Source organism: Actinosynnema sp. NPDC023587, from assembly GCF_040640215.1.
Classification (GTDB): Bacteria; Actinomycetota; Actinomycetes; order Mycobacteriales; family Pseudonocardiaceae; genus Actinosynnema.
Map to the genome: position 1 here is coordinate 197,067 of NZ_JBFABG010000011.1, position 25,123 is coordinate 222,189.

24 protein-coding genes are annotated in these 25,123 nt (G+C 71.9%); 15 read left to right on the forward strand and 9 right to left on the reverse strand.

All coding sequences use genetic code 11. The features are described 5' to 3' along the window. Positions 1 to 101 precede the first annotated feature (101 nt). Positions 102 to 1,547, forward strand: a complete 1,446-nt coding sequence (argG, locus tag AB0G01_RS26325) for an argininosuccinate synthase (RefSeq protein WP_360950218.1) — start codon at positions 102 to 104, stop codon at positions 1,545 to 1,547. Positions 1,548 to 1,601: 54 nt separating this feature from the next. Here the strand turns inward: argG and AB0G01_RS26330 are convergent, their stop codons facing one another. Together AB0G01_RS26330 and AB0G01_RS26335 are read right to left on the reverse strand one after the other, a co-directional pair. Continuing rightward, the gene (locus tag AB0G01_RS26330) at positions 1,602 to 2,654 is read right to left on the reverse strand and encodes a methyltransferase (RefSeq protein WP_360950221.1); all 1,053 of its coding nucleotides are present in this window, start codon (positions 2,652 to 2,654) and stop codon (positions 1,602 to 1,604) included. A 132-nt stretch (positions 2,655 to 2,786) separates the two neighbouring features. Next, complete coding sequence (locus AB0G01_RS26335) at positions 2,787 to 4,058, reverse strand: MFS transporter (RefSeq protein ID WP_360950224.1); 1,272 nt, start codon at positions 4,056 to 4,058, stop codon at positions 2,787 to 2,789. A gap of 92 nt (positions 4,059 to 4,150) precedes the next feature. Between AB0G01_RS26335 and AB0G01_RS26340 the strand changes: the two genes are divergently transcribed. The 4 genes from AB0G01_RS26340 to AB0G01_RS26355 all read left to right on the forward strand — a co-directional run bounded on the left by AB0G01_RS26340 (position 4,151) and on the right by AB0G01_RS26355 (position 9,037). Next, positions 4,151 to 4,720 (forward strand): TetR/AcrR family transcriptional regulator, encoded by a 570-nt coding sequence (locus tag AB0G01_RS26340; protein ID WP_360950227.1) that lies wholly within the window; start codon positions 4,151 to 4,153, stop codon positions 4,718 to 4,720. Between the two features lie 151 nt (positions 4,721 to 4,871). Further along, positions 4,872 to 6,710 carry an ABC transporter ATP-binding protein gene (locus tag AB0G01_RS26345; protein WP_360950230.1) on the forward strand — a complete coding sequence of 613 codons (1,839 nt, stop codon included), beginning with the start codon at positions 4,872 to 4,874 and terminating at the stop codon, positions 6,708 to 6,710. After that, a complete protein-coding gene (locus AB0G01_RS26350; RefSeq protein WP_360950233.1) occupies positions 6,707 to 8,440 on the forward strand; it encodes an ABC transporter ATP-binding protein in 1,734 nt (577 codons plus the stop codon). The genes AB0G01_RS26345 and AB0G01_RS26350 overlap by 4 nt, the downstream gene beginning before the upstream one ends. Positions 8,441 to 8,596: 156 nt before the next feature. Beyond that, positions 8,597 to 9,037 (forward strand): RidA family protein, encoded by a 441-nt coding sequence (locus AB0G01_RS26355; RefSeq protein ID WP_360950236.1) that lies wholly within the window; start codon positions 8,597 to 8,599, stop codon positions 9,035 to 9,037. A 36-nt stretch (positions 9,038 to 9,073) separates the two neighbouring features. Here AB0G01_RS26355 and AB0G01_RS26360 read toward each other — a convergent pair whose 3' ends face one another. Then, positions 9,074 to 9,715 (reverse strand): hypothetical protein, encoded by a 642-nt coding sequence (locus AB0G01_RS26360; protein WP_360950239.1) that lies wholly within the window; start codon positions 9,713 to 9,715, stop codon positions 9,074 to 9,076. Between the two features lie 331 nt (positions 9,716 to 10,046). On the opposite strand from AB0G01_RS26360, the gene AB0G01_RS26365 reads away from it, so the two are divergent. The 4 genes from AB0G01_RS26365 to AB0G01_RS26380 are packed head-to-tail and all read left to right on the forward strand — an operon-like array spanning position 10,047 to position 13,907. Beyond that, positions 10,047 to 11,177 (forward strand): ABC transporter substrate-binding protein, encoded by a 1,131-nt coding sequence (locus tag AB0G01_RS26365; protein WP_360950242.1) that lies wholly within the window; start codon positions 10,047 to 10,049, stop codon positions 11,175 to 11,177. A gap of 3 nt (positions 11,178 to 11,180) precedes the next feature. Beyond that, a complete protein-coding gene (locus AB0G01_RS26370; protein WP_360950245.1) occupies positions 11,181 to 12,092 on the forward strand; it encodes an ABC transporter permease in 912 nt (303 codons plus the stop codon). Beyond that, complete coding sequence (locus AB0G01_RS26375) at positions 12,083 to 12,856, forward strand: ABC transporter permease subunit (RefSeq protein ID WP_360950248.1); 774 nt, start codon at positions 12,083 to 12,085, stop codon at positions 12,854 to 12,856. The genes AB0G01_RS26370 and AB0G01_RS26375 overlap by 10 nt, the downstream gene beginning before the upstream one ends. Before the next feature lies 1 nt (position 12,857). Then, positions 12,858 to 13,907: an ABC transporter ATP-binding protein gene (locus AB0G01_RS26380; protein ID WP_360950251.1), complete on the forward strand. Its 1,050-nt coding sequence runs from the start codon at positions 12,858 to 12,860 to the stop codon at positions 13,905 to 13,907. 90 nt (positions 13,908 to 13,997) lie between these two features. Here AB0G01_RS26380 and AB0G01_RS26385 read toward each other — a convergent pair whose 3' ends face one another. After that, positions 13,998 to 15,452, reverse strand: a complete 1,455-nt coding sequence (locus tag AB0G01_RS26385; protein ID WP_360950254.1) for a hypothetical protein — start codon at positions 15,450 to 15,452, stop codon at positions 13,998 to 14,000. Between the two features lie 192 nt (positions 15,453 to 15,644). Here AB0G01_RS26385 and AB0G01_RS26390 point away from each other — a divergent pair, with 192 nt between their 5' ends. After that, positions 15,645 to 16,268 (forward strand): DUF305 domain-containing protein, encoded by a 624-nt coding sequence (locus AB0G01_RS26390; RefSeq protein WP_360950257.1) that lies wholly within the window; start codon positions 15,645 to 15,647, stop codon positions 16,266 to 16,268. A gap of 6 nt (positions 16,269 to 16,274) precedes the next feature. Here AB0G01_RS26390 and AB0G01_RS26395 read toward each other — a convergent pair whose 3' ends face one another. Beyond that, entirely contained in the window at positions 16,275 to 16,592 is a 318-nt protein-coding gene (locus AB0G01_RS26395) for an antibiotic biosynthesis monooxygenase (RefSeq protein WP_360950260.1), read from the reverse strand. 80 nt (positions 16,593 to 16,672) lie between these two features. On the opposite strand from AB0G01_RS26395, the gene AB0G01_RS26400 reads away from it, so the two are divergent. From AB0G01_RS26400 to AB0G01_RS26420, 5 genes are all read left to right on the forward strand, one after another. After that, positions 16,673 to 17,263, forward strand: a complete 591-nt coding sequence (locus tag AB0G01_RS26400) for a helix-turn-helix domain-containing protein (RefSeq protein WP_360950263.1) — start codon at positions 16,673 to 16,675, stop codon at positions 17,261 to 17,263. 92 nt (positions 17,264 to 17,355) lie between these two features. Then, positions 17,356 to 18,264, forward strand: a complete 909-nt coding sequence (locus tag AB0G01_RS26405; protein WP_360950266.1) for an ABC transporter ATP-binding protein — start codon at positions 17,356 to 17,358, stop codon at positions 18,262 to 18,264. Between the two features lie 5 nt (positions 18,265 to 18,269). Further along, a complete protein-coding gene (locus AB0G01_RS26410) occupies positions 18,270 to 18,995 on the forward strand; it encodes an ABC transporter permease (RefSeq protein WP_360950269.1) in 726 nt (241 codons plus the stop codon). A 23-nt stretch (positions 18,996 to 19,018) separates the two neighbouring features. Then, positions 19,019 to 20,227, forward strand: a complete 1,209-nt coding sequence (locus AB0G01_RS26415) for a sensor histidine kinase (RefSeq protein ID WP_360950272.1) — start codon at positions 19,019 to 19,021, stop codon at positions 20,225 to 20,227. Continuing rightward, complete coding sequence (locus AB0G01_RS26420) at positions 20,224 to 20,844, forward strand: response regulator transcription factor (protein WP_360950275.1); 621 nt, start codon at positions 20,224 to 20,226, stop codon at positions 20,842 to 20,844. The genes AB0G01_RS26415 and AB0G01_RS26420 overlap by 4 nt, the downstream gene beginning before the upstream one ends. Positions 20,845 to 20,924: 80 nt before the next feature. Here the strand turns inward: AB0G01_RS26420 and AB0G01_RS26425 are convergent, their stop codons facing one another. From AB0G01_RS26425 to AB0G01_RS26440, 4 genes are all read right to left on the reverse strand, one after another. Continuing rightward, positions 20,925 to 21,581, reverse strand: a complete 657-nt coding sequence (locus AB0G01_RS26425; protein WP_360950278.1) for a hypothetical protein — start codon at positions 21,579 to 21,581, stop codon at positions 20,925 to 20,927. A 117-nt stretch (positions 21,582 to 21,698) separates the two neighbouring features. Further along, the gene (locus AB0G01_RS26430; protein ID WP_360950281.1) at positions 21,699 to 22,946 is read right to left on the reverse strand and encodes a cytochrome P450; all 1,248 of its coding nucleotides are present in this window, start codon (positions 22,944 to 22,946) and stop codon (positions 21,699 to 21,701) included. 93 nt (positions 22,947 to 23,039) lie between these two features. After that, positions 23,040 to 24,215, reverse strand: coding sequence for a cytochrome P450 (locus AB0G01_RS26435; RefSeq protein WP_360950284.1), 1,176 nt, complete (start codon positions 24,213 to 24,215; stop codon positions 23,040 to 23,042). A 417-nt stretch (positions 24,216 to 24,632) separates the two neighbouring features. After that, positions 24,633 to 25,109 carry a nucleoside deaminase gene (locus AB0G01_RS26440; RefSeq protein WP_360950287.1) on the reverse strand — a complete coding sequence of 159 codons (477 nt, stop codon included), beginning with the start codon at positions 25,107 to 25,109 and terminating at the stop codon, positions 24,633 to 24,635. Positions 25,110 to 25,123 lie beyond the last annotated feature (14 nt).

Below are 25,123 nucleotides of genomic sequence, written 5' to 3' on the forward strand. Positions count from 1 at the left end.
AGGCGGCGGTGACGGCCTGGTGGCATCACCCCGGCGCGTGCCGGTGTGATGTCACCGACCCGGTTGTGAATCGTCATGCACCCTCGTGCATACTTCTTCCCGTGTCCAAGGTGCTTACTTCCCTCCCCGCCGGCGAACGCGTCGGCATCGCCTTCTCCGGTGGTCTCGACACCTCGGTCGCGGTCGCGTGGATGCGTGAGAAGGGCGCGGTGCCCTGCACGTACACGGCGGACATCGGGCAGTACGACGAGCCCGACATCGCCTCCGTCCCGGGACGGGCCACGACCTACGGCGCGGAACTCGCCCGGCTGGTCGACTGCCGCGCGGCCCTCGTGGAGGAGGGCCTCGCCGCGCTGGCCTGCGGCGCGTTCCACATCCGCTCCGGGGGTCGGGCCTACTTCAACACCACGCCGCTCGGCCGGGCCGTGACGGGCACCATGCTGGTGCGCGCCATGCTCGACGACGACGTCCAGATCTGGGGCGACGGCTCCACCTACAAGGGCAACGACATCGAGCGGTTCTACCGCTACGGCCTGCTGGCCAACCCCTCGCTGCGGATCTACAAGCCGTGGCTGGACGCCGACTTCGTCGGTGAGCTCGGCGGTCGCACGGAGATGTCCGAGTGGCTGCTCGCCCGCGACCTGCCGTACCGGTCGAGCACCGCGAAGGCGTACTCCACCGACGCCAACATCTGGGGCGCGACGCACGAGGCCAAGGCGCTGGAGCACCTCGGCGCGGGCATCGAGATCGTGGACCCGATCATGGGCGTGCGGTTCTGGGACCCCGAGGTCGAGATCCCCGTCGAGGACGTGACGATCGGCTACGAGCAGGGCCGCCCGGTCACCGTCAACGGCCGGGAGTTCGACTCCCCGGTCGACCTGGTGCTGGAGGTCAACGCCATCGGCGGCCGGCACGGCCTGGGCATGTCCGACCAGATCGAGAACCGGGTCATCGAGGCCAAGAGCCGAGGCATCTACGAGGCCCCGGGCCTGGCGCTGCTGAACATCGCCTACGAGCGGCTGGTCAACGCCATCCACAACGAGGACACCCTGGCCTCGTACCACAACGAGGGCCGCAAGCTCGGCCGGCTGCTGTACGAGGGCCGCTGGCTGGACCCGCAGTCGCTGATGCTGCGCGAGTCGCTGCAACGCTGGGTCGGCATGGCGATCACCGGCGAGGTGACGCTGAGGCTGCGCCGGGGCGACGACTACTCGATCCTCGACACCACCGGTCCGGCGTTCAGCTACCACCCGGACAAGTTGTCGATGGAGCGGACCGAGGACTCGGCCTTCGGCCCGGTCGACCGGATCGGCCAGCTCACGATGCGCAACCTCGACATCGCCGACTCGCGCGCCAAGCTGGAGCAGTACGCCGGGCTCGGCATGGTCGGCAGCCGGCAGTCCACGCTGATCAGCGTGGCGGAGGTGCCCCGGACCGAGCTGATCGGCGCGCTGCCCGAGGGCGGTGCGGAGGCCATCGCCTCGCGCGGCCAGGTGGCCGACGACGCGCTCCTCGACCACGCCGCCCTGGAGGAGGGCAACGACTGAGCCGACCGGGACCGCGCGGCGCGCCCGAGTGGCTGCGCCGCGCGGTCCCGCCGGTCAGGCGGGCTTCGCCTCGATCGCGCTGAAGTCGACGTGCGGGGGCAGTTCCACCACCCGGGTCACCTCGAACCCGGCGCGGGCGCAGAGCTTCTCGAAATCGGCCTGGGTGCGCTCCTTCCCGCCGACCAGCACCAGCATGTTCAGGTCGCTGAGGTACGGGTCCTCGCGCGCGTCGCCGTTCGGGTCGACGGTGTCGGGCAGGACCGGTTCGACGATCAGCAGCCGGCCGTGGTCGGGCAGCGCCTCGCGGCAGCGGGTGAGGATGCGCACCGCCTGGTCGTCGTCCCAGTTGTGCATCACACTCTTGATCAGGTGCAGGTCCGAACCGGACGGGACGGAATCGAAGAAGTCGCCCGCCACGACCTCGCAGCGCCCCGCCAGGCCCGCGGCGTCCAGGGTCCGCGCCGCCTGCGCCACACCCTCCGGGGTGTCGAACACGACGCCTCGGAGGGCGGGGTGGTGCTCCAGCACGGAGGCGAGCAACGTGCCGTCGCCGCCGCCCACGTCGGTCACGCTCGCGAACGTCGTGAAGTCGTAGTGCTCGGGCAGAGCCGTGGCCACGCCGTCGCCCTTCGTGCGCTGGCTCATCGCCGCGTTGAACACCGCGGACAATTCCGGCCGGTCCGCCATGTACTCGAACACCGGCACCCCGAACACCTCGGTGAACGCCGGGCGGCCGGTGCGGATTCCGGTTTCCAGGTGCAGCCACGCGTCCTGCATGGATTTGTCGGTCAGCAGTCGCGCGAGGGACAGCAGCGATTGCGGGTTGTCCTCGCGCAGCAGGGCACCCGCCTCGGTGAGCAGGAACGTGCCCTGCTTCGGCTCGGTGCACAGGCCCAGGCAGGCCAGCGCGCGGAGCAGCCGGTTGAGCCGTTCCGGGTCGATGTCGAACTGCTCGGCGAGGTCGTCGGCCGACCGCCCGTCGTTCCCGATCGCGTCGGCCAGCCCCAGCCGCGCGGTCACCCCGACCACCTGGGTGATCATCGTGCCGAACAGCGCGTTCATCAACGTCCGGCGCGCGTCGATCCGCGTCGCACTCGACTCCGTCATCAACTGTCCTCTCGGTAACGCCTTCAACCGGGAAGGGCCTGCGGGAAAAGGCGGACGAAGTATGTGGTGAGGTGTCCGGGAATTACCGTCGGAACACCATTACAGTCGGCCGCCCATTCCAGTACAAGAGGCTTAGACCGCGCGATGTGCATCGGTGGTCGCACTTTCGGCCAGGTCGTCCGGGTGCTCCTGCGGGCGCACCCGGATCACCAGGGCGGGCAGCAGGCCGACCGCCGCGAAGGCGATCGCGAGCCAGACCAGCGTGGGGTAGCCGATCACACCGGCGAAGAAGAGGCCGGCGGAGGTCAGCGCGACCTTGCCCGCGCCGGTCATGGCCATCGCCACCGTGTAGTCCGTGGCCGCCGTCGCCGGGCGCGCCAGCCCCAGCGACACGGTGGCGATCCACGTCATCTTCGCGCCGTAGCAGGCCGACATGGCGACCAGCGCGACGATCGTCGGCCAGTCGTCCCGGCTGCCCGAGGCCACCGGCAGCGCGCCCGCGATCGACGCGGTCGACAGCGCGGCGATCACCACCGCCGGCTTCCACCGGCCCCACCGGGTGATGGCCGCCCCGGTCACCAGCGAGGAGAGGAGCATGGCCACGACCGCGAAGGTGAACATGACCAGCCCGATCCGCTCGGTGGTCCACCCGGCGTCGAGCAGCATCGCCGCCATCGGGGCGCTCACCAGCCAGTCGCCCAGCAGGAACGCCGGCACCGCGACCACCGTCCACAGCAGGGTGCGCCGGTGCCCGAGGAAGCTGACCAGCTCCGAGAGCGGCAGCGAGGTGCCCGGCGCGCGCTCCGGCCCGGCCGGTTCGACCAGCCTGGCCAGCACCGCGAACGGGATCAGGTAGACGGCGGCCACGCACAGCGTCGTCGGTCCCCAGCCCCACTTCCCGTACAGCAGCAGCGCGCCGCCGGAGCCGATGATCAGCGACATGCTCGCGGCGGCCATCTGGATGCCGGTGGCGTGCCCGTGGTCCGCCGGCTTCAGGATGCGCACCGCCAGCCCGTTGAGGGCGGTGTCGTGGAACACCGAGAGCACGAGCACCACGACCACCAGCACCACCAGCACCGGCAGGTTCGCCGACGGGTCCACGGCGGCCAGCGCGACCAGCGCGAGGATCAGCAGCACCTGGGTGGACAGCAGCCAGCTCCGGTAGTGCCCGTGCCGGGCCGAGCCGATCCGGTCGATCACCGGCCCGACCAGGAACCGGCCGAAGTAGAACATCCCCAGCAGGTTCACCAGCGCGACCGTGCCCAGCGCGACCCCCCGGTCGAGCAGGACGGTGGCCAGCGTGATGAACAGGTACGAGTAGCCGATGTCGGCCACCAGGTAGAGGGCGGCGATCACGCCGAGGCGCTGCCGGCGGTTGAGACCGTCGTGCCCGATCCTGCTCATCCCCGGCCGCTCCTCGACCGGGTGGTGGACGGGCGGGCGACCGACGTGCCGGTGGGGGAGCGGTAGGCTGGGCGGTGACGGAGGGGAATCGGGTGGCACGGACGAAACCGGGCGCGGAGCGGCGCAGCGACCTGCTCGACGCGGCCGAGGCACTCGTCCTCCGGGCCGGCGTCGACTCGCTGACCGTGGACGACGTCACGTCCGGTGCCGGGGTCGCGAAGGGCACCTTCTACCTGCACTTCGCCAACAAGAACGAACTGGTGAGCGGCCTGCGGGACCGCTACGTGCACCGCTTCGTGGACGCGCAGCGGGAAGCCGCGCGCGGCGCGGGGGACCCGGTGGAGCGGGTCGAGCGCTGGTTCCTCGCGGGGATCACCGAGTACCTGGCCGACGTCCGGCTGCACGACCTGCTGTTCCACAACTCCGCGCGGCCCGAGCAGTCGACGCCGAACCTCGCCGTGGACGCGCTGGCCGACCTCCTGGGGGAGGTCCGGGCGGCGCTGCCCGACCCCCGCGCGACGGCGGTCGTGCTGTACCACGCGATGCACGGGATCTCCGACCACGTCGTGCACTTCCCGGACGAGAGGGACCGGATGCTGACCGAGGCCGGCCGGATCTGCCGGGTGCTCGTCACCGTCCCCGAACTCCACCTCTCGGTGTAAAACCACACCGTCCACCGCACACCCTGCCTTTCCCCCACACCGCTCACCACGGGCTGACTGACGGTCAGTCGTTAGGGTAGCCTACCCTTCTGGTGTGACTGACCGTCGGTCAGTATGGTGATTTCCAGTCGGAAAGTGACGAGGAATGCTGATGACGACGAACACGATCCGGGCGGACGCGCCCGCCGCGCCGGAAGGACCCGTGCCCGAGCGGGCCGGGAGCCCCGGGCAGGAGGACGCGCCCCGGCTCGCCGGCGTCGGCTCCGCGGCCCGCCTGCTGCACCCGGTGCGCCCCAAGCTGATCACCTGCGGCGTGCTCTCCGCGGTGGCCGCCGCGGCGGGCTTCGCCCCGTACATCGCGATCGCCGAGATCGCCCGCGCGGTGCTCGCCGTGCCGTCGCCCGCGGCGGTCGCCGGCACCGTGTGGACGTGGGTGGCGGTCGGCGCGATCGGCGCGCTGCTGCGCCTGGCGCTGCTCGGGTGGTCCTCCCACCTCGGGCACCAGGCCGACGCCGACGCCCTGCGCGACATCCGCGTGCGGATCGTGCGCCGGCTCGGCGTGGTCCCGCTCGGCTGGTTCCGCTCGTCGGGCTCCGGCGAGGTCAAGAAGGCGATGACCGACGACCTGGAGGACATGCACCAGTTGATCGCCCACGCCCTGGGCGAGCTGACCGCCGGCGCGACCGCGCTGGTCGTCGGCATCGGCTACCTGGCCCTGGTGGACTGGCGGATGGCGCTGGTGACGATCGCCGTGCCGCTGCTGTCGATCGTCGCCTACCGGTTCGCGATGCGCTCCATGCCCGAGCACATGTCCCGGCTGATCGCCGCCGAGGGTCGGATCAGCACCGCGAGCGTCGAGTACGCCGACGGCATCACCGTGGTCAAGACCTTCGGCGTCGGCGGCCGGATCATGGACCGCTTCGCCACGGCGGTGAGCGAGCACACCAGGGCGCTCAAGGTCTGGGTGTCCGAGACGAAGGTCAGCTCGGCGCTGTCGAACCTGCTGGGCGCGGAGACCACCGTGCTGGCCGTGGTGCTCGCGGTCGGCCTGGTGTTCGTCGGCTCGGGCGAGCTGACGATGCCCGACCTGCTGCCGTTCCTGGTGGTCGGGGTCGGGCTGCCCACCTCGTTCCTGCCGGTCGTCCAGGGTGCCCAGGGCCTGCGCAAGGCGCGCCTTGCCGCCGGGCGGATCGAAACCCTGTTGGCGCGCGAGGCACTGCCCGAGCCCGCCACGCCGCTCGTGCCGACGGGGCACGGCGTCGAGCTCGACCGCGTGACGTTCTCCTACGACGGCGTGACCAACGCGCTGGAGGACGTGAGCGTGGTGTGCGCGCCCGGCACGGTGACCGCCTTGGTGGGCCCGTCCGGCGCGGGCAAGTCCACCCTGGCCAGCCTGCTGCCCCGGTTCTACGACGTGACCGGCGGCGCGGTGCGCATCGGCGGGGTCGACGTCCGGGACATCGCCTCCGAGCGGCTGCTCTCCACGATGTCCCTGGTGTTCCAGGACGTCGTGCTGCTGCGCGACACGGTCACCGAGAACATCCGCGTCGGCCGGCCCGGGGCCACCGACGAGGAGGTCCGCCGCGCGGCGAAGGCGGCCCAGATCCACCACGTGCTCGAACAGCTCCCGCTGGGCTACGACACGGTGTTGGGCGGCGGGACCGGCGGCCTGTCCGGCGGCGAGCGCCAGCGGCTCACCATCGCCCGCGCGATCCTCTCCGGCGCGCCCGTCGTCGTGCTGGACGAGGCGACCGCCGCGCTCGACCCGGACAGCGAGTCCGCCGTGCAGGGAGCCCTGTCCGAGCTCATCGCGGGCAAGACGGTGATCGTGATCGCGCACCGGCTGCACACCATCGCCTCGGCCGACCGCATCGTGGTGCTCGACGGCGGCCGGGTCGCCGAGTCCGGCACGCACGCCGAACTCCTGGCCCGCGACGGCCTGTTCGCCCGCATGTGGCGCGCCCAGCAGAACGGAGACCCCGCGGCATGATCCGCCACTTCTACCGGCTGTGGCCGCACCCCGGCGTGCTGGTCCGGCTCACCGCGCTGCACGTCGCGCTGGCCGTCCTCCAGGGGCTGCTGCTGGGCCTCCTGGTGCCCGTCCTGCGGGCGCTGTTGCGGGCCGAACCCGATTTCGCCGCCGCGAAGCCGTGGCTGATCGCCGGCGCGATCGGCGCGGTGGTGTACGGGGTGCTCAAGGTGGTGGCCACGCCCGTCGGGTTCGCCGCGAGCACGGAACTGGCCGAGCAGTTGCGGCACCACCTGATGCGGCACGTGGCCACGCTGCCGCTCGGGTGGTTCACCGGCGACCGGAAGGCGCGGCTGTCCCGCACGGTCACCACGTCGGCCGGTGCCGTCGCCCACCTGGCCGCCACCTTCGGCCCGCCCGCGATCACCGGCCTGCTGGTGCCGAGCACCATCATCGTCGTCACGTTCTTCGTGGACTGGCGGCTCGCGCTGCTGTTCCTGGCGATCCTGCCGGTCGCGCTGCTAGCGCTGCGCCGCGCGGGCCGGGTCACCGCCGAGGCGGACCGCGACCTGGAGGAGGCCGCCGTCGAGATCGCCGGTCGGGCCATCGAGCTCGGCCAGGCGCAGCCCGTGCTGCGGGCGGCCGGCCACGGCTCCACCGGCAGCGTCCGGATGCGGGACGCGCTGGCCGACCACCGCCACCGGTACCGGCGGGGGCTGCGCAAGGCGCTGTTCCCCGACCTGACCTACGCGGCCGTGGTGATGGCCGGGTTCGCCGGGGTGCTGGTGCTGGGTGCCCAGTTCCTGCTCAACGGCAGCCTCGCGGTGGCGGACACGGTCGCGCTGCTCGTGCTCGCGGTGCGGTTCCTGGAGCCGCTGGGCACGCTGACCGAGCTGCTGGGGACGTTGCACGCCATGGACAACTCGGTGACCCGGGTGGAGAACATCCTGCACTCGCCCGCGCTGCCGCACAGCGCGCGGCCGGTCCGGAAGGTCGAGGACTCGACGGTCGAGTTCGCCGGGGTGTCGTACTCCTACGGGAGCACGCCCGCGCTGACCGACGTGTCGTTCGTGTGCCGGCGCGGGACGACGACCGCGCTGGTCGGGCCGTCCGGCTCGGGGAAGACGACGGTGACCCGCCTGGTGGCCCGGTTCTTCGACGTGGACGGCGGGAGCGTGAAGGTCGGCGGGGTCGACGTGCGCGACCTGGACCACGCGGTGCTGCTGGACCAGATCGCGATCGTGTTCCAGGACGTGTACCTGTTCGACACGACGATCGAGGAGAACGTCCGCATCGCCCGCCCGGACGCCACGCCCGAGGAACTGGCGGAGGCGGCGCGCTCGGCCCGGCTGGACGAGGTCGTGCACCGCCTGCCGCAGGGCTGGCGGACGCGGGTCGGCGAGGGCGGCGCGCAACTGTCGGGCGGTGAGCGGCAGCGGGTGTCGATCGCGCGCGCGTTCCTGAAGCGGGCGCGGATCGTGCTGCTGGACGAGGCGGGTTCGGCGCTCGACCCGGAGAACGAGGGCGCGATCAGCGCGGCGATCGAGGCGCTGGGCCAGGACCCGGAGCGCACGGTGGTCGTGATCGCCCACCGACCGGCCACCCTGGCGGCGGCGGACTTCGTGGTGGCGCTGGACGGGGGACGGGTCGCCGAAGTGGGCCGGCCGCGCGACCTCCTCGCCGCGGAAGGTCCTTACAGCCGCCTGCACAGCCAGTACGAGCACGCCCGAAGCTGGCACATCGCCACCTGAGGACGGGGCGGCCTGTCGGTGCGGACAGGCCGATCACCGGTGCGGCACCTCGCGGACCGTTCAGCGGGTGCCGCACCGACCTGTCTCCGGGCAGGCCGGTGCCCGTCGGCGGCAAAACCAGATGGCGGACGCCGGGAAGTCCGCTACGTTCGGCCGGTGTCGGAGAACGTGCGGTTCGTCCCCGTCCCCAGCCTGTCCGAGGTCGTCGAGTACGCCTACGCGGCGTCGATCGAGATGCCCACCCGCCTGATCCTCACGGCGGGCGCGTGCCCGCTGGACGAGGAGGGGGGCACCGTGTGCCCGGGTGACCCGGTGGGGCAGGCGCACCAGGTGATGACCAACCTGGAGAAGGCGCTGGCGGCTTCGGGCTCCGGTCTGGCCGAGGTGGTCAGGACCACGGTCTACGTGGCGTCGGGCAGGCAGGACGACCTGGTCGCGGTGTGGGAGGTGGTCCGGGACCGGTTCGACGGGCACCGGCCGCCGAGCACGCTGCTGGGCGTCGCCGCGCTCGGGTACCGGGACCAGTTGGTCGAGGTCGAGGCCGTGGCGGTGGCCCGCCGGGCACCACACCGCGAGCGCCCGGGACCGACCGGGTAGGGGTGCCGCTCGCCCGGCGCACGGCCCGCGAGCCGGTCATCGTCCGCCGCCGGCCGGGGCCCGCGCCGCCCGGATCGACGCCTGTCGACGACGCGACACCGCCCGGACGACCGGGTGCACCACCACGATCACCATGGACAGCAACGGAATGTTCTGTCCAAACAGGAATTCGCCCACGAGGTAGTCGACGGCGGGCACCGCCACGCACGCCATGAAAGCCCACCCCGGTGCGGTGGGCGGCTTGCCCGGCCGCGCCCAAGGCGTCCGCTTGAACGGCTTCGCCACCGATAACCACACCTGGCCCGCGAGCGCACCCGCCATCAGCAGCGAACCCACCCGCATCAGCACCGACGAGCCGTCCTGGTGGAGTTGCGGGCTGAGCACGAAGATCCCGACGGAGAGTTGGCTGAAGGTGATCACGAACTTCGCCGCCACCCACCAGTGGCGGAAGTAGCCCCACGGCGTCAGGCCGGACAGCACCAGGCCGGTGAACGCCGAGGTGGTCGCCATGAACTGGAGCACGTCGGTGTCGATCAGCACCGCCACGTCGAACGTGGCGGTCCGGGCCGGGCCGGTCACGCCGAGGGCGTGGGTCACCACCACGAACAACGCCAACGCCATGCACATCCAGCCCGTGGAGGTGATGACGTGCAGCCAGACCAGCAGTTTCCTCGACATGTCGTCCCCCTACATGTAGCTCTACTACCTATAGTACGGCGACCGGGCGACACCGGGACGTCCCTGGCGCGACCGCGGAACTCGGCGTGACCGCCGCGCCGCCGTCGCCCCGACCGGTCCACGGGTCGACCGGCGGGCGTTCGGCCGCGCTCTTGTAGACCACCTGTCAATGCCCCGGACACGGGGGAACCACCGGGAATTCACCCGGCTGGTCGAACGGGTCTCACCGGGGCCGGTCAGCTTGACAAGCACGCGGAACGTCACGAATCCTCCGCACGTCCGAACGTTCCGGTCGATCGGAAACCCCTTGCCCACGAGGAAGGTTCGACCCGTGACCCACACCCGAGTCCTCCGCGCGGTCGGTGTCGGCGCGATCGCGCTGGCGCTGGTCGCCGCGTGCGGCGCACCGCCCGCCAAGGAGGGCGCGGCGGACAACTCCTCCGCCGCCACCGCCAAGTCCGCCGCCGACCTCGGCGGCTTCGACGCGCTCGTCGAGGCCGCGAAGAAGGAGGGCAGGCTCAACGTCATCGCGCTGCCCCCGGACTGGGCCAACTACGGCGAGATCATCGAGGCGTTCGAGGCCGAGTACGGCATCGAGGTCGACTCCGCGCAGCCCGACGCCTCCAGCCAGGAGGAGATCAACGCCGCCAACCAGCTCAAGGGCGGTGACCGCGCGCCGGACGTGTTCGACCTCGGCCTGAACGTGGCCGTGGCGAGCAAGGACCTCTTCGCGCCCTACCGGGTGCGGAGCTGGGACGACATCCCCGCCGAGCTCAAGGACCCCGACGGCCTCTACTGCGGCGACTACGGCGGCTTCATGTCGATCGGCTACGACGCCGGCAAGGTGCCCGCCCCGACCTCGGTCAAGGACCTGCTCAAGCCCGAGTACCAGGGCAAGGTCGCGCTCAACGGCGACCCGACGCAGGCCGGCGCGGCGTTCTCCGGCGTCGTGATGGCCGCGCTGGGCAACGGCGGCTCCGCCGACGACGTCAAGCCCGGCGTGGAGTTCTTCAAGCAGCTCAAGGCCGCCGGCAACTTCCTGCCGGTCGACCCGTCGCCCGCGACCATCGAATCCGGCCAGACGCCGGTGGTCGTCGACTGGGACTACACCAACGCCGCGCAGACCGCGAAGCTCGCCGGCAAGGCGGACTGGAAGGTCGTGGTGCCGCCGGGCGCGCAGGTCGGCGCGTACTACAACCAGGCCGTCAACAAGGACGCCCCGCACCCGGCCGCCGCCCGGCTGTGGCAGGAGTTCCTCTTCTCCGACAAGGGCCAGAACCTCTACCTCAAGGGCCTGTCCCGGCCGGTGCGGCTGGAGGCGCTGACCAAGTCCGGCGAGGTGGACGCGGAGGCGAACGCCAAGCTGCCCGAGACCGGGGGCGACGCGGTGTTCCTGACCCAGGACCAGGCGGACGCGGCCAAGAAGGTGCTCTCCGAGACGTGGGCCCAGGCGGTGGGCTGACCGGTGGTCGCACCCGTCACCTCCCCGGCCGGGGGCGGCCCCACCGCCGCGCCCGGCCGGGGTCCCGCCGCCAAGCCGTGGCTCGCCTGGCTCGTCGTCGTGCCGTTCCTGGTCTACGTCGGCGTCTTCCTGGTGTACCCGACGGTCCTGGTGCTCGCCGGCGCGTTCCAGGACGCGAACGGCGCGTTCACCGCGGCGAACCTGGTGGCCCTCGGTGAAGGCGTCTACCTCCAGGCGTTCCTGCGCAGCGTCGAGCTCTCGGCGCTGACCGCGCTGCTGGGCGCGGTGCTCGGGGCCCTGCTGTCGTGGGCGGTGGCGGTGGGCGAGCCGACCGGGCTGCTGCGGCGGGTCGTCGTGGCGGGTTCCGGTGTGCTGGCGCAGTTCGGCGGCGTGCCGCTGGCCTTCGCGTTCCTGGCCACCGTGGGGTTCCAGGGGTTCGTCACGCGGTTCCTCGACGACCGGTTCGGGGTCGACCTGTTCGCGGGCGGCGCGTGGCTGTTCGAGCTGCCCGGCCTGACGCTGGTCTACACGTTCTTCCAGATCCCGTTGATGCTCATCGTGTTCCTGCCCGCCCTGGACGGACTCCGTCCACAGTGGAGGGAAGCGGTGGACAGCCTCGGCGGCACCGCGTGGACCTACTGGCGGCACGTCGGCGGGCCGATCCTGCTGCCCGCGTTCCTCGGCGCGCTGCTGTTGCTGTTCGCCAACGCCTTCTCCGCCTACGCCACGGCCGCCGCCCTGGTCTCGCAGGGCAGCCCCATCGTGCCGCTGCACATCCGCGGCGCGCTGACCGGGGAAGTCCTGCTGGGCCGGGAGAACCTCGGCAAGGCGCTGGGGCTGGGCATGGTCGTCGTGGTCGCGGTGGCCATGGGCCTCTACGCGCTGCTGCAACGGAGGTTCGCGCGATGGCGGTGAAGGTCGTGCGGTGGCTGGTGCTCGGCGTGCTCGGGACGTTCTTCCTGGTGCCGCTGCTGGCGATGGCGGAGTTCTCCACGCGCGGCCGGAACGGCGAGCGCGGCCTCGACTCGTGGTCGGGCATCGTCTCCGACCCGGACCTGGTCGAGTCGGTCCTGGTGTCCGTGCAGCTCGCGGTGGCCAGTTCGCTGGTGATGCTGGTCCTGCTGGTGCCGACGATGACGTGGGTCCGGCTGCGGCTGCCGAAGCTGCGCCGCCCGGTGGAGTTCCTGTGCCTGCTGCCGATCACGATCCCGGCCATCGTGCTGGTGGTCGGCCTGGCCCCGCTCTACGCCTGGGTGGACTACTTCCTGGGCGACTCGCCGCTGACGCTCACCTTCGCCTACGCGGTGCTGGTGCTGCCCTTCGCGTACCGGGCGATCGACGCGGGACTGTCCGCCATCGACCTCAAGACGCTGGCCGAGGCGGCGCGCGGCCTCGGCGCGTCCTGGGGCACGGTGCTGCTCCGGGTCGTGGTGCCCAACATCCGGACCGCGCTGCTCGGCGCGGCGCTGCTGTCGGTCGCGCTGGTGCTGGGCGAGTTCACCATCGCGTCCCTGCTGAACTTCGACACGGTGCAGGTGCGGGTGAACCTGCTGGGCAAGCGGAACGCGGGCGTGTCCATCGCGGTGTCGCTGCTGAGCCTGCTGTTCGCGTTCGTGCTGCTGTTCCTGCTCTCGTTCGTCGGCGGGCGGCGGCGGAACACCGCCGAGGAGGAAGGCTGAGATGGGTTACCTGGAGTTGCACGGGCTGCGCAAGTCCTTCGGCGGGCAGCCCGCGCTGGCCGGCCTGGACCTCGACCTGGCGCGGGGCGAGCTGGTCAGCCTGCTCGGCCCGAGCGGCTGCGGCAAGACCACCGCGCTGCGCATCGTGGCCGGGTTCGAGACCGCCGACGACGGGGTCGTCCGGGTGGACGGGCGCGACATCACCGGCGTGCCCGCGAACAAGCGGGACATGGGCATGGTGTTCCAGTCCTACAGCCTGTTCCCGAACCTGACCGCCGCGCAGAACGTCGCGTTCGGCCTGCGGCTGCGCAAGGCACCCGGGCGCGCCCGGCGCACCGCCGAGTTGCTGGAGCTGGTCGGGCTGGAGCACCTGGGCAAGCGGTACCCGCACCAGCTCTCCGGCGGTCAGCAGCAGCGGGTCGCGCTGGCGAGGGCGCTGGCGATCCAGCCGCGCGTGCTGCTGCTGGACGAGCCGCTGTCCGCGCTGGACGCCAAGGTCCGGGTGGCGCTGCGGGAGGAGATCCGGCGCATCCAGACCGAACTGGGCACGACCACGCTGTTCGTCACGCACGACCAGGAGGAGGCGCTGGCCGTCTCCGACCGGGTCGGCGTGATGTCGCAGGGGCGGCTGGAGCAGTTGGACACGCCCGCCGTGGTCTACCGGCAGCCCGCGTCGGCGTTCGTGGCGCGGTTCGTGGGCGTGACCAACGCGGTCTCCGGCACCGCCGAGGCCGGTGGCGTGCGGCTGGGCGCGTACCGGCTGGCGACCGGCGCGGCCGAGGGCATCGCGGCCGGGGCGGACGTGCAGGTCATCGTGCGGCCGGAGGACATCGGCATCGCGCAGCACAGCGGCCAGGACAACGGCGCGCTGGTGGGCAGCGTCCTCACCCAGAGCTTCCTGGGGCCGGTGACCCGCCTGTCGGTGCGCCTGGCCGGCGGTGAGCAGGTGGTGCGCGTGGACCAGCCGTCCAGCCGGGCCGCGGACTTCCCGCCGGGCACGGCGGTGGCGCTGGACCTCGTGGCGAGCAGGCTGATGGTGGTCGAGGACTGACACCGCTCGGTGATCACGCGGGGTCGGGCCCGGCCCGGTGGGGGAGGGCCTGACCGGGCGTGCCGGACAGGCCCTCCGCGACCGCCGGGACTACCTCGGGAACAGCTCCCGGTAGTGGCCCTGGGTCTGCACGTTCAGCTCACCCACGCGGATGAACTTCGCGGTGAGCACGCGCGGGTCCCGGATCTCCAGGACGTCGAAGCCCTTCGCGAGGTCCGAGGAGTAGATGTAGCCGTTGTAGTAGTACGACGACCACGCGCCGCCGCCCTTGCCGTTCGGCAGCGGGCCGCGCTCGAACCAGCCGATCTCCTTGGGGTTGCGGGAGTCGGTGAAGTCCCAGATCGAGATGCCGCCCTGGTACCACGCCTGCACCATGATGTCGCGCCCCTGCACGGGGATCAGCGAACCGTTGTGCGCCACGCAGTTCTCGGTGTCGCCCTGCGTCCGGGAGATCTTGTAGTAGGACCGGAACTCCAGCTCGCGCCGGTCACCACGACCGGTGATGTCGTAGATGCCGTCCGCGCCCCGGGTCTTGCCGATGGTCTCGTTGCAGGTCGCCGCGCCGCCGCCGCCGAGCTCGTCGGTGAAGACGACCTTGGTGCCGGCGTTGTTGAACGTCGCCGAGTGCCAGAACGCGAAGTTCTTGTCGTCCTGCACGCGGCTGATCTCGCGGGGCCTCTCCCGGTCGGAGATGTCCCACAGGACGCCGTCGCCCATGCACGCGCCCGCCGCGAGGTCCTTGGACGGGTACACGGTGATGTCGTGGCAGCCCGACGTCGCGGTGACGTAGCCGTCCGGCACGGAGCCGGGCTTGCCGGCGTTGCCGCCGTCCGGGAACAGCACCCTCTCCGAGAGGAGACTGGCCGCCGCCGGGTTCTTCAACGGCACCTTGACGATCGAGATCAGGTCGTGCGGCGGCTGGCAGTCCGGGAAGGTGGCGTTCGGGCTGTAGGACGACACGTACAAATAGACGTCCTTGCCCTTCTTGTCCGGCACCAGCGTGTGGGTGTGGGAACCGCACTTGGTCTCGACGGCCGCGATGTAGCGCGGGTTGCGCTTGTCGCTGATGTCGAAGACCTTGACGCCTTCCCAGGCGTTCTTGTTGGTGGCCGGCAGCGGCGTGCTGGAGCACGAGTTGTCGCTGCGGGAGGAGTCCGTCGAGAGGAAGAGCAGGTTGCCGCGGACCGAGATGTCGTTCTGCGAGCCGGGGCAGAGCACGGTGCTCACGATCTTCGGCTTGCGCGGGTCGCGGATGTCGTAGACGACGAACCCGTCGTAGTTCCCGTCGAAGGCGTAGCCGCCCTGGAAGGCGAGGTCCGTCCACGTGGAGGACTCGGTGAACGGGGCCGGCTTCGGCAGGTTCGCGAGGTGCTTCACGTTGCGGCTGTTGCGGATCTCGTCCACACCCGGAAGGCCCGTGCCCGGCTGTTCGGGTGCGACGAGCTGGGCTTCCGACAGCCCGGCCAGGTCTGCGTCCGCGTCGGGTTCCGCCGCCGCCTGCGGTACCCACGCCAGGGTCGAGAGCGCGAGTGCGAACGCCCCCATGGCCGCGACGGTTCTCCGCCGTCGCGCCGAATCGCGTGCAGTCACTTCAGGTCTCCCCTTCCAACCTGTAGCAGTGACCGCAGTATTGCCCCTTCGCAAGGCTAACCACCAGCCCCGTTCGTCGGTAAGGTGGTTGTTCCGGCTGGTGGGAAGTCTGGCCGCGGTCCTGCCGGATCGAGGGGGTTGTGTCGTATGCGGATCTTGTTCCTCGCGGTCTTCGCCGCTTTTCTGGCCGCGTGCACGGCGCAACCGGAAGGCGCACCGCCGGTCATCGTGCCCAAGGGTCCCGGTGAGCAGGCCGAGACGATGGCACCCGGCGACGTCGGCACGGACCGCTGGGTGGCACCCAACGAGGCGGACCTGACGTACGTGGCGAGCATGATCGTGCACCACCGGCAGGCTCTGGACATGTCGGCGCTGGCCCCGGAGCGGGCGCGGGACGAGACGGTGAAGGGCCTGGCGTCGCGCATCCACGACACCCAGGGGCCGGAGATCGGCGCGATGGAGCAGTGGCAGCGCCAGTTCGCCGAGAACGCGCCGGCGCACGGCCACGACGGGAACCTGCCGGACGTGGACCACGGGTCGATGCCCGGGATGGCGACCGCCGAGCAACTGGCGGCGCTGACCGCCGCGACCGGCGCGGACTTCGACCGGCTGTTCCTGGACTTGATGATCGCGCACCACGACGGGGCGCTGAAGATGGCGGTCGACCTGTTGTCGGCGGGTGCGGACGTGCGCGTCGAGGAGATGGCCAACGACGTCGTCGCGACCCAATCGGACGAGATCGCCCGGATGAGGGCGATCTCGATCCCGTGATCGGCGTCAGGAGGCGATGAGAACGAGGTCCTCGGTCGGCTGGAACGTCTCGACGGCGTTGCCGGTGACGTGCCGGGCGATGCCCGCGTTGCGCTTGTGCGCTTCCTTGAACGAGTCGGAGCGGACCCACGCCCGGAAGTCCTCCTCGGTATCGAACTCGTTCATCGAGACGTAGGGCTGGTCCGGACGGGTGGGCCGGAGCAGCGTGCTGCGGCGCAGACCGGGGACGCCCGGCAGGTAGGTGCGCATGTTCTCGCGGAAGTGCACCTCGAACTCCTCGGCGCGGTCTTCCGGCACGAACAGGCGGTTGGTCGCGACGAACATGCGGTGCCTCCAGGTTCCCGACGCTACGTAGGGAACTATTCCAACGCGGCGTCGGGAAAGCAAGGGGCTACCATCGACGGGTGCCGAGGATCAGCGCCGACACGGTCGCGCAACACCGCGCGAACCGGCTGCGCGACCTGCTCGCCGCCGGCCGCGCGATCGTGGCGCAGGAGGGGCCCGACGCCCTGACGCTGGCCGCCCTGGCCCGCCGGGTCGGGCTGTCCCGCCCGTCGCTCTACGAGTACTTCCGGTCGCGCGAGGAACTCGTCGCGGCCATCGTGACCGACGAACTGCCTGATCAGGCCCGTCGTCTGGCCGAGGCGGTGCACGCGGTCGACAGCGTGCCGGCCAAGGTCGAGGCGTACCTGAGAACCGTGCTGGAGATCATCGTCGACGGCAGCCACGGCGCGGTGGTGGCGCTCTCGGTGCACGCCCTGCCCGAGGCGAGCCGCCGCCAGATCCGCGCCGAGCACGAGAAGCTGCTCGCGCCGCTGGTGGGCGTGCTGGTCGAGGCCGGGGTGCCGCAACCGGGCCTGCGGGCGCTGCTCATCCACGGGTCGGTGGAGACCGCGGCGCGGACGGTGCGACCGGGGGACGCGGAGCAGGGCGAGAACGTGCTCCGGGCGTTGCTGGAGCAGACGCTGTACGGGCTGGGCAGCGGCCCGGCCTGACCGGCGGTTGACCGCCGGTCAACCGATCGGTTGACCCGGGGTCTGGCCCGCTGTGTGATCCCCCGACCGGGTGAACCCGCGAGCCTGGGCGCATGGCAGTCATCGAGGTGGTCGACCTCGTCAAGTCCTACGACGAGAAGGTCGCGGTGGACGGGGTGTCGTTCACCGTCGACGAGGGGGAGATCTTCGGCATCCTCGGCCCGAACGGGGCGGGCAAGACGACGACCGTCGAATGCGTCGAGGGGTTGCGCGCGGCGGATTCGGGGACGATCCGGGTCGCAGGGCTCGACCCCCGGCGGGACCGGGCGCGGGTCAAGGAGATCCTCGGGGCGCAGTTGCAGCAGAGCGAGCTGCCCGACCGCATCCGGGTGGGGGAGGTGCTGGAGCTCTACGCCTCGTTCTACCGCCGGCCCGCCGACTGGCGGGAGCTGCTCGGCCTGCTCGGGATCGCCGACCGGGCCGGCACCCAGTACCGGAAGCTGTCCGGCGGGCAGAAGCAGCGCGTCTCCATCGCGCTCGCCCTGGTGGGGCAGCCGAAGATCGCCGTGCTCGACGAGCTGACCACCGGCCTCGACCCGCAGGCCCGGCGGGACACCTGGAGCCTGGTCGAGCGGGTCCGCGAGTCCGGCGTGACGGTCGTCCTGGTCACGCACTTCATGGAAGAGGCCGAGCGGTTGTGCGACCGGCTCGCGCTGATCGACGCCGGGCGGCTGGTCGCGCTGGACAGCCCGGCCGGGCTGGTCGCGCGGCTGGGCGGCGAGCAGACCGTGCGGTTCCGGCCGACCTCCCCCCTCGACACGGCGCTGCTCGACGTGCTGCCCGAGGTCTCCGCGGTCGACCGGCGCGGGCCGCAGATCGTGGTCACCGGCACCGGGAACCTGGTGCACGCGGTCACGTCCGCGCTGGCGCGCAACCAGATCGTCGCCGCCGACCTGCGCATCGAGCAGGCCGGGCTGGACGACGCCTTCATCCGACTGACCGGCAAAGCGCTTTCGGGGTGACCGCCATGACGAAGATCATCTCGACCGAGTGGAAGCTGTTCCTGCGCGAGCCCACGATGGTGGTGTTCGCGGTCTTCTTCCCGACCGCGCTGCTGCTGGTGCTCGGCGCGCTCCCGGCGCTGCGCACGCCCGACCCGAACTTCGGCGGACTGCGGTTCATCGACGCCTACGTCTCCACGCTCGTCGTGATGGCGCTGGCGTTCCTGGGCCTCAACCGGCTGCCCGCCGCAATCGCCTCGTACCGCGAGAAGGGCGTGCTGCGCCGGTTCTCCACCACGCCGGTCCACCCGGCGCGCCTGCTCGTCGCACAGGTCGCGGTGAACCTCATGGCGGGCGTGCTGTCGATCGGGCTGCTGATGGTGGTGGGCAAGGCGGTGTTCGACATCGACCTGCCGCACAGCCCGCTCGGGTTCCTCGCCGCGAGCCTGCTCGGGATGCTGTCGCTGTCCGCGCTCGGCCTGCTGGTCGCGGCCTGGGCACCGTCGGCGGCGTCCGCCGGCGGCTGGGCGACGGTGGTGTTCATGCTGGTCATGTTCTTCGGCGGGGCCTACCTGCCGAGGTTCCTGATGCCCGACCTCCTGGTCCGCATCGGCGAGCACCTGCCGCCGGGGGTGGGCGCGTTGCAGGACGCGTGGCTGGGCACCGCGCCGAGCGCCGTGCACCTGGCCATCCTCGCGGTGACCGCACTGGTGGCGGGTACCGTCGCGGCGAAGTCGTTCCGCTGGGAGTAGCGGCCGTTCCGCGCGGGGAGTGGGTGGGCATCGTGGAAGACCGGCTCGACGTGTGGGAACGGCGCTTGGGCGTCCTCGCGAACCTGATCCCGTACTGCGCGCTGCTGCTGCCGACGCTGATCTCCGTGCTCGCCGTCCCGGAACCGGCGGAGCGCCGCCTGGTGACGCTGGTGGTCGTCGCGGGCGCGTTCTGCTGGATGATGTGGTGGCACACGCTGCACCCCGCGTGGCGGCAGCGCTCCGGGCTGATGCTGGTGTTCTTCGCCGGCATCCTGGTCTTCTACGCGGTGCTGGGCCTGCGCGACCCGATGTACGGGTTCTACTCCTTCGCCGGGTACGTGTACGCGATCGACTGCCTGCGCGGCCGGCTGAAGTTCGTCGGGGTGCTGCTCAACGCGCTGATCGCCTCCGCGTCGCTCTACGGCGGACTGCCGCCGGCCGACCCGCTGGCGATCCTGGTCTACGGCGTGATCACCCTGTTCATCGTGACCGTCGCGATGACCTTCACCCTGCTCGGGTTCATCACCTCCGAGCAGTCGCGGCGGCGCAAGGAGATGGTCGTGGAGATGGCGGCGATGATGGAGGAGAACGCCGGTCTGCACGCCCAGTTGCTGATCCAGGCGCGGGAGGCGGGCGTGCTGGACGAGCGGCAGCGGCTGGCCGGGGAGATCCACGACACGCTGGCCCAGGGGTTGACCGGCATCATCACCCAGCTCCAGGCCGTGGACGAGCCGTCCCGGCGGGTGGACACCGCGCTGCGGCTGGCCCGGGAGAACCTCGCCGAGGCGCGCCGCTCGGTGCACGCCCTGCGCCCGCCCCCGCTGGAGGACGCGAACCTGCCGGACGCGCTCGCCGAGGTCGCGGCGGGCTGGACGGACCAGACGGGCGTGCCCGCCGCCGTGGCCACGACCGGCGCGGCGCGCCCGCTGCACCCCGAGGTCGAGGTGGCGCTGTTGCGCACGGCGCAGGAGGCGCTGTCCAACGTGGCCAAGCACGCGTCCGCGAAGCGGGTGGGGCTCACGTTGTCCTACATGGAGGACGTGGTGACGCTGGACGTGCGCGACGACGGTGCCGGCTTCGACCCCGGCGACCGGACCGCCGGCTACGGCCTGGTGGGGATGCGGCAGCGGGTGTCCCGGCTGGCGGGTTCGCTGGCGGTCGAGTCGGAGCCCGGCGGGGGCACGGCGGTGTCGGCGTCGGTGCCCGCGATCCCGGCGGAGGTGACCCGGTGATCCGCGTGGTGATCGTCGACGACCACCCGGTGGTCCGCGACGGGTTGCGCGGCATGCTCGCGGCGGCCGGCGACGTGGACGTGGTCGGCGAGGCGGCCGACGGCGCGGAAGCCGAGGCGGTGGTGCGCGCCGAGAACCCCGACGTCGTGCTGATGGACCTGCGGATGCCGGGCGTGGACGGGGTGACGGCGATCGGGCGGCTGCGCGACTTCCCGGCCCGGGTGCTGGTGCTCACCACCTACGACACGGACAGCGACGTGCTGCCCGCGATCAAGGCCGGCGCGACCGGCTACCTGCTCAAGGACACGCCGCGCGACGAGCTGTTCCGGGCCGTGCGGTCGGCCGCGCGCGGTGAGGCCGTGCTGTCGCCGTCGGTGGCCACGAAACTGGTCGGGCAGGTGCGGACGCCGGCGGCGGAACCGTTGAGCGAGCGGGAGATCGAGGTGCTCGGCCTGATCGCGCGCGGCTGCGCGAACCGCGAGGCGGCGGCGCGGCTGTTCATCAGCGAGGCGACGGTGAAGACGCACCTGGTGCACGTCTACGCGAAGCTCGGCGTGAAGGACCGCGCGTCGGCGGTGGCGGCGGCGTACGAACGGGGTCTGCTGGGAGGTCCGTGACGCGTGCCGTGATCGGGTTCGGCTGCCCAGCCGGGCACAGCCGCCGAGAGCGTCCCCCGCCGCCCACCTCCGGACTGTTGCTAGGGCTTGAGCAGACCCGCGACGGTGCGACCGACCTCTTCCAGGTGGGCGGCGGCGGTGTCGCGGCTCGGGCCGGAGTACGCCACGGTGGTCAACAGGTCGCCTTTGCTGAGCACGAGTTCGCAGTCGATCATGCGGCCCACCTCGTAGCACACCGCGAACTGCGCGTCACCGCCGAGCGGCGGCAGGGCGAGTTCACCGTCCACGGTGAACGAGGAGTCGCCGATGGTGAACGTGCCGCAGTTCAGCGACTGCTTGGCCAGCTCCACCGTCTCGGCCGCCGCCGCCGCGCGCTTGTACCAGAACACCCGTTGGACGAGCACCGAGTTCTCCGCCGGGCCGGTCCACCGGTAGTAGTCCCGGATGGTGGACATCGCACCGTCCGTGGCCAGGTCCTCCGGGCACGCCACGGTCGTGTACTTGCCCATCTCCATCTTGTCGGTGTCGAACCGGAAGCCGAGCCTGCCGATCAGGTCGTCCGGCACCCGGCCCGCGGTGACGCGCCGCTGCACGGCGGCGATGTCGGGCGCGGCGGACGTGGTGGTCGTGGTGGCCGTCGCGGAGGAGCTCGACGGCGGCGTCGTCGGCGAAGCGGCGGGTGCGGGCGAGCACGCGGCCAGCACCACCAGTGCGAAAACAATCCCCCCAAATCTCATGCCGGGGACGGTATCAAGTGGACTCATACGGTCGTTTACCCGCATTGCGCACATCACAGAGGCCGGCGCAGGGCGTTCCACAGGCGGGGTGACGCCCGTGCACGGCGATCATCGCCGTTACCCGGCGTCTGCTTCGGAGGGGCCGCGCGACCGGACCCACCCGTCGAAGTCCAGAGGACGCGGCACCGCCCCCAGCACGACCCGGGCGGCATCGGGCGCGCGCGACTCCAGCCGGAAGCGGGTGCACAGCAGATGAGTCAGCAGCACGAGCTGGGCACTTCCCAGCCCGGCACCGATGCACGCGGTGGGTGCCCACCCGAACGGCACGTAGTAGTGCCCGCCGGGCGGACGCCGGGCCGCCCCGGCCGACCACCGGTGCGGGTCGAACGTGTCCGGGTCGGACCAGTGCCGCTCGTCGTGGTTGACCAGGTAGGGGCTCACCAGGTAGTGCCGGCCCACCGCGAGCCGGTGCGCGCGGACCGTCAGGGGCACCCGGGCGCTGCGGGTCATCAGCAGCGGTGCCGACCACATCCGCAGGACCTCCTTCACGAACTGGTGCGCGATCGGCGCGGACCTGGTGCCGGTCCGGTAGAGCCGCTCGGCGGAACCGGCCGCGAACTCCTCGGTCAGGGTGGCCGCCCACTCGGGGCGCTTCGCCAGTTCGTACATCAGGCAGCCGGCCACCGCACCGGGTGGCCCGGCGATCGCGGTCAGGACCGTCGTCACCGCCTCCACCGCCCGGTCCGGGCCGAGGGAGGGCAGCAGGCGGTCCACGATCGGCTGGGTGAGGTCGTCGCGGGTGCGCCCGCCGCGCGCCCGGCGGCGGATCTCCTTGCGCACCACCCGACCGGTGTGCACCTGGGCGACGACGGCCTGCCACCGCTGCCGGCGGGTCTGGCCACCGGGGCCCGCGTCCAGCCGGGTCAGCTTCGCGATCGCGTCACGGGCGAGCCAGGCCTGGTCCGAAGTGGACAGTCCGTCGAGCACCGCGGGGACCAGGGAGCGGAACACCACCTCGTGGGACAGCCACCCGAAATCCACGTGCTGGTCACGGCGGCCGGCCAGCACCCCGGCCATGCGGTCGGCCAGCGCGCGCAACTGGTCCTCCCCGCTGAGCACCCGCATCCGGGCCAGCCACAGCGAACGCACCTGCCGCCACGACACGACCGGGCTGCGCCGGCCGCGAATCCGGTCGACGAACCGGTCGGGCAGCGTCAGGTCGGCGAAGTTCTCGGCGTTGGCCCGGCTCGCCGCGTCGGCGTCGAACACCATCAGCCGCCGGTCGCCGTGCCAGAACACCCCGTCGTGCTCGGCGTTGGGGGCGCGCAGGTTCGCCAGCAGGTCCGGGTCGTCGCGACCGGTCATCGTGTGCCTCCCCAAGGGGGTGGGGAGCGTGTGGCCACGCTCCCCACCCCGACCGGTCAGATGTGGTGGTAGACGTACCAGCGGTACTCGGCATCACTCTTGCGGATGTTGAGCGCCACCAGTGCGGCGTGGATGATCCTGGCCATGTTCACCTCCCTCTCCCGTGCGGGCACCGTTCGTGCGCAGGGTGAAGGTCGGTGGTGCGAGCGCCGCCGCGACGTGCGGCCGGTGCCGGCGGGCCTCGACCCGCCACTGCCCGGCCGGGGGCAGCAGCCCCAGCACGTCCTCGACCACCTGCACGGCGAAGCCCGCCGCCACGCAGGTGTGGGTGCCCCAGCCGAACGGGATGTACGCCTCCGCACCGCCCGGCGGCATGCCGGCCGACCACCGCTGCGGGCGGAACTCGTCGGCGTCGGGCCAGAAGCGGCTGTCCCGGTGCACGAGGTAGCTGCACACCACGACCTCGTCGGAGGTCGTCACCTCGGTTCCGGCCAGCCGGTGGGGTTCGGCGGGGAAACGGCCGAAGTTCCAGGCCACCGGCCGGAGCCGCAACGCCTCGCGCACCACACCGGCCAGGTCGCCGCCCGCTCCGGGTGCGGTGGCCCGCAGGTAGACCGACCAGCCCAGCAGGAACCCCGTCGAACCCACGACCGCGAACAGGAACGACAGGAACACCTCCGCCAACCGCACCAGCGCCGTCCGCGAGGAGTCGTCCGGCGCGGCGGCGGCGAGGACGTCCAGCAGGTCGGCCGGTGCCCGCACGTCCCGGGTGCGCCGGCGGGACAGCTCGGCCACCAGCGCGCGGCGGACCCTGTACCGCAGCGCGGCCCGCAACAGCACCGGCCGCCGTTCTCGCGCGCCGGCCAGCACCGCGTGCCGGACCACCTGGTCGACGAGTCGGCGCAGTTCGCCTTCCGGTACCAGCACGTCGCGGAAACACGTGTACAGCAACAGGTTCCCCGCGTCCGGCCATCGGCTGTCCGGCCCGATCTCCCGCGCGACGATCGCCGCCAGCCGGTCCGACCGGGCGGTCCAGTGGTCGCGCAGCAGGTTCCGCGCCGCCCGGCCGACCTCCTGCTGCGCCGAACGCGGCCCGAAGAGGCCCTTGCCGGTCTGGAAGAAGTCCGAGTGCTCCCGGTAGCGCGACCCGGTGTCGGCCAGAACGGCTTTCGCCTCAGCCGGTTCGCCCACGTAGAGCACGCCCGGCCCGCGCCGGAAGATCGGCCCGTGGCGGGCACGGAGATCGTCGAGGGTTTCCAGTTCGTCCACGTGTCCGCCCCGTCCGGCCGTTTTTCCACGGACCACAGCAGCTTCGCGCTGTGCGGGCCACGAGGGCAAGCCACCGAATGGCCGGGCCGGACCCGAGAAGTGTCGGAACCCGGTACTCCAGCCGAAGACCGTGACCTCGCCACGGCGGGCACCGGGGCCGGGGGTTACTCCGTGCCGCCGGCCCGAAAACCGCACGAGTCGTCACCCGACCACCTGCGCGCCTCGGGCCGGCTGAACCCGGATGTCGCGGTACGAGGAGATCGCTGCCCGGACGAACGCCCCGCCGAGGCCGAGCGGTCGCGGGACGCTGGGTGAGGGACTTGGTCGTCACGCGGACATCCACCCCGGACCCAGGCGACCGGGGCCGCGCACTCAGCCGCTACCCCGAACCGCCCAGCCCACCACGAGATCCGGTTGCTAGTAGTCGACCCGATCGGGCCGGGACAGCCACGCCGAGAACGGCGCGTTGTCCTGGTCGGTCGTCACCTGCTCCACCGGCAGGCTCCACTCCGCGCGGGGCTTGCCGAACAGCTCGTGGAACTCGCGGTCGTCGAACCCTGCCGCTGCGGCGTCGTCCCGGTCGGCGGCGTAGACGACCCGGTCCACCCGCGCCCACAGCGCGGCGGCCAGGCACAGCGGGCACGGCTCGCAGGACGCCACCAGCACGCAGCCGACCAGCTTGAAGTCGCCGATCTCCCGGCAGGCCGCGCGGATCGCGACCACCTCGGCGTGCGCGGTCGGGTCGACCGCGGACGTGACCTGGTTGGTGCCGGTGGCGATCACCTCACCGGCCCGGACGATCACCGCGCCGAACGGGCCGCCGCCGGCGGCGACGTTGCGGGTGGCCAGGTCGATGGACGCCATCAGCCAGGCGTGGTCGGGGGACGTGGTCACGGTCGTTGCTCCTC

Excerpts from the sequence above, each read along its gene's own strand:
- AB0G01_RS26405 (WP_360950266.1), top strand. The coding sequence starts at position 17,356 with ATGGCAGTCATCGAGGTGGTCGACCTCGTCAAGTCCTACGACGAGAAG.
- AB0G01_RS26395 (WP_360950260.1), bottom strand. The coding sequence starts at position 16,592 with ATGTTCGTCGCGACCAACCGCCTGTTCGTGCCGGAAGACCGCGCCGAG.
- AB0G01_RS26430 (WP_360950281.1), bottom strand. The coding sequence starts at position 22,946 with ATGACCGGTCGCGACGACCCGGACCTGCTGGCGAACCTGCGCGCCCCC.
- AB0G01_RS26380 (WP_360950251.1), top strand. The coding sequence starts at position 12,858 with ATGGGTTACCTGGAGTTGCACGGGCTGCGCAAGTCCTTCGGCGGGCAG.
- AB0G01_RS26385 (WP_360950254.1), bottom strand. The coding sequence starts at position 15,452 with ATGGGGGCGTTCGCACTCGCGCTCTCGACCCTGGCGTGGGTACCGCAG.
- AB0G01_RS26360 (WP_360950239.1), bottom strand. The coding sequence starts at position 9,715 with ATGTCGAGGAAACTGCTGGTCTGGCTGCACGTCATCACCTCCACGGGC.
- AB0G01_RS26390 (WP_360950257.1), top strand. The coding sequence starts at position 15,645 with ATGCGGATCTTGTTCCTCGCGGTCTTCGCCGCTTTTCTGGCCGCGTGC.
- AB0G01_RS26350 (WP_360950233.1), top strand. The coding sequence starts at position 6,707 with ATGATCCGCCACTTCTACCGGCTGTGGCCGCACCCCGGCGTGCTGGTC.
- AB0G01_RS26330 (WP_360950221.1), bottom strand. The coding sequence starts at position 2,654 with ATGACGGAGTCGAGTGCGACGCGGATCGACGCGCGCCGGACGTTGATG.
- AB0G01_RS26375 (WP_360950248.1), top strand. The coding sequence starts at position 12,083 with ATGGCGGTGAAGGTCGTGCGGTGGCTGGTGCTCGGCGTGCTCGGGACG.
- AB0G01_RS26425 (WP_360950278.1), bottom strand. The coding sequence starts at position 21,581 with ATGAGATTTGGGGGGATTGTTTTCGCACTGGTGGTGCTGGCCGCGTGC.
- AB0G01_RS26410 (WP_360950269.1), top strand. The coding sequence starts at position 18,270 with ATGACGAAGATCATCTCGACCGAGTGGAAGCTGTTCCTGCGCGAGCCC.
- AB0G01_RS26345 (WP_360950230.1), top strand. The coding sequence starts at position 4,872 with ATGACGACGAACACGATCCGGGCGGACGCGCCCGCCGCGCCGGAAGGA.
- AB0G01_RS26335 (WP_360950224.1), bottom strand. The coding sequence starts at position 4,058 with ATGAGCAGGATCGGGCACGACGGTCTCAACCGCCGGCAGCGCCTCGGC.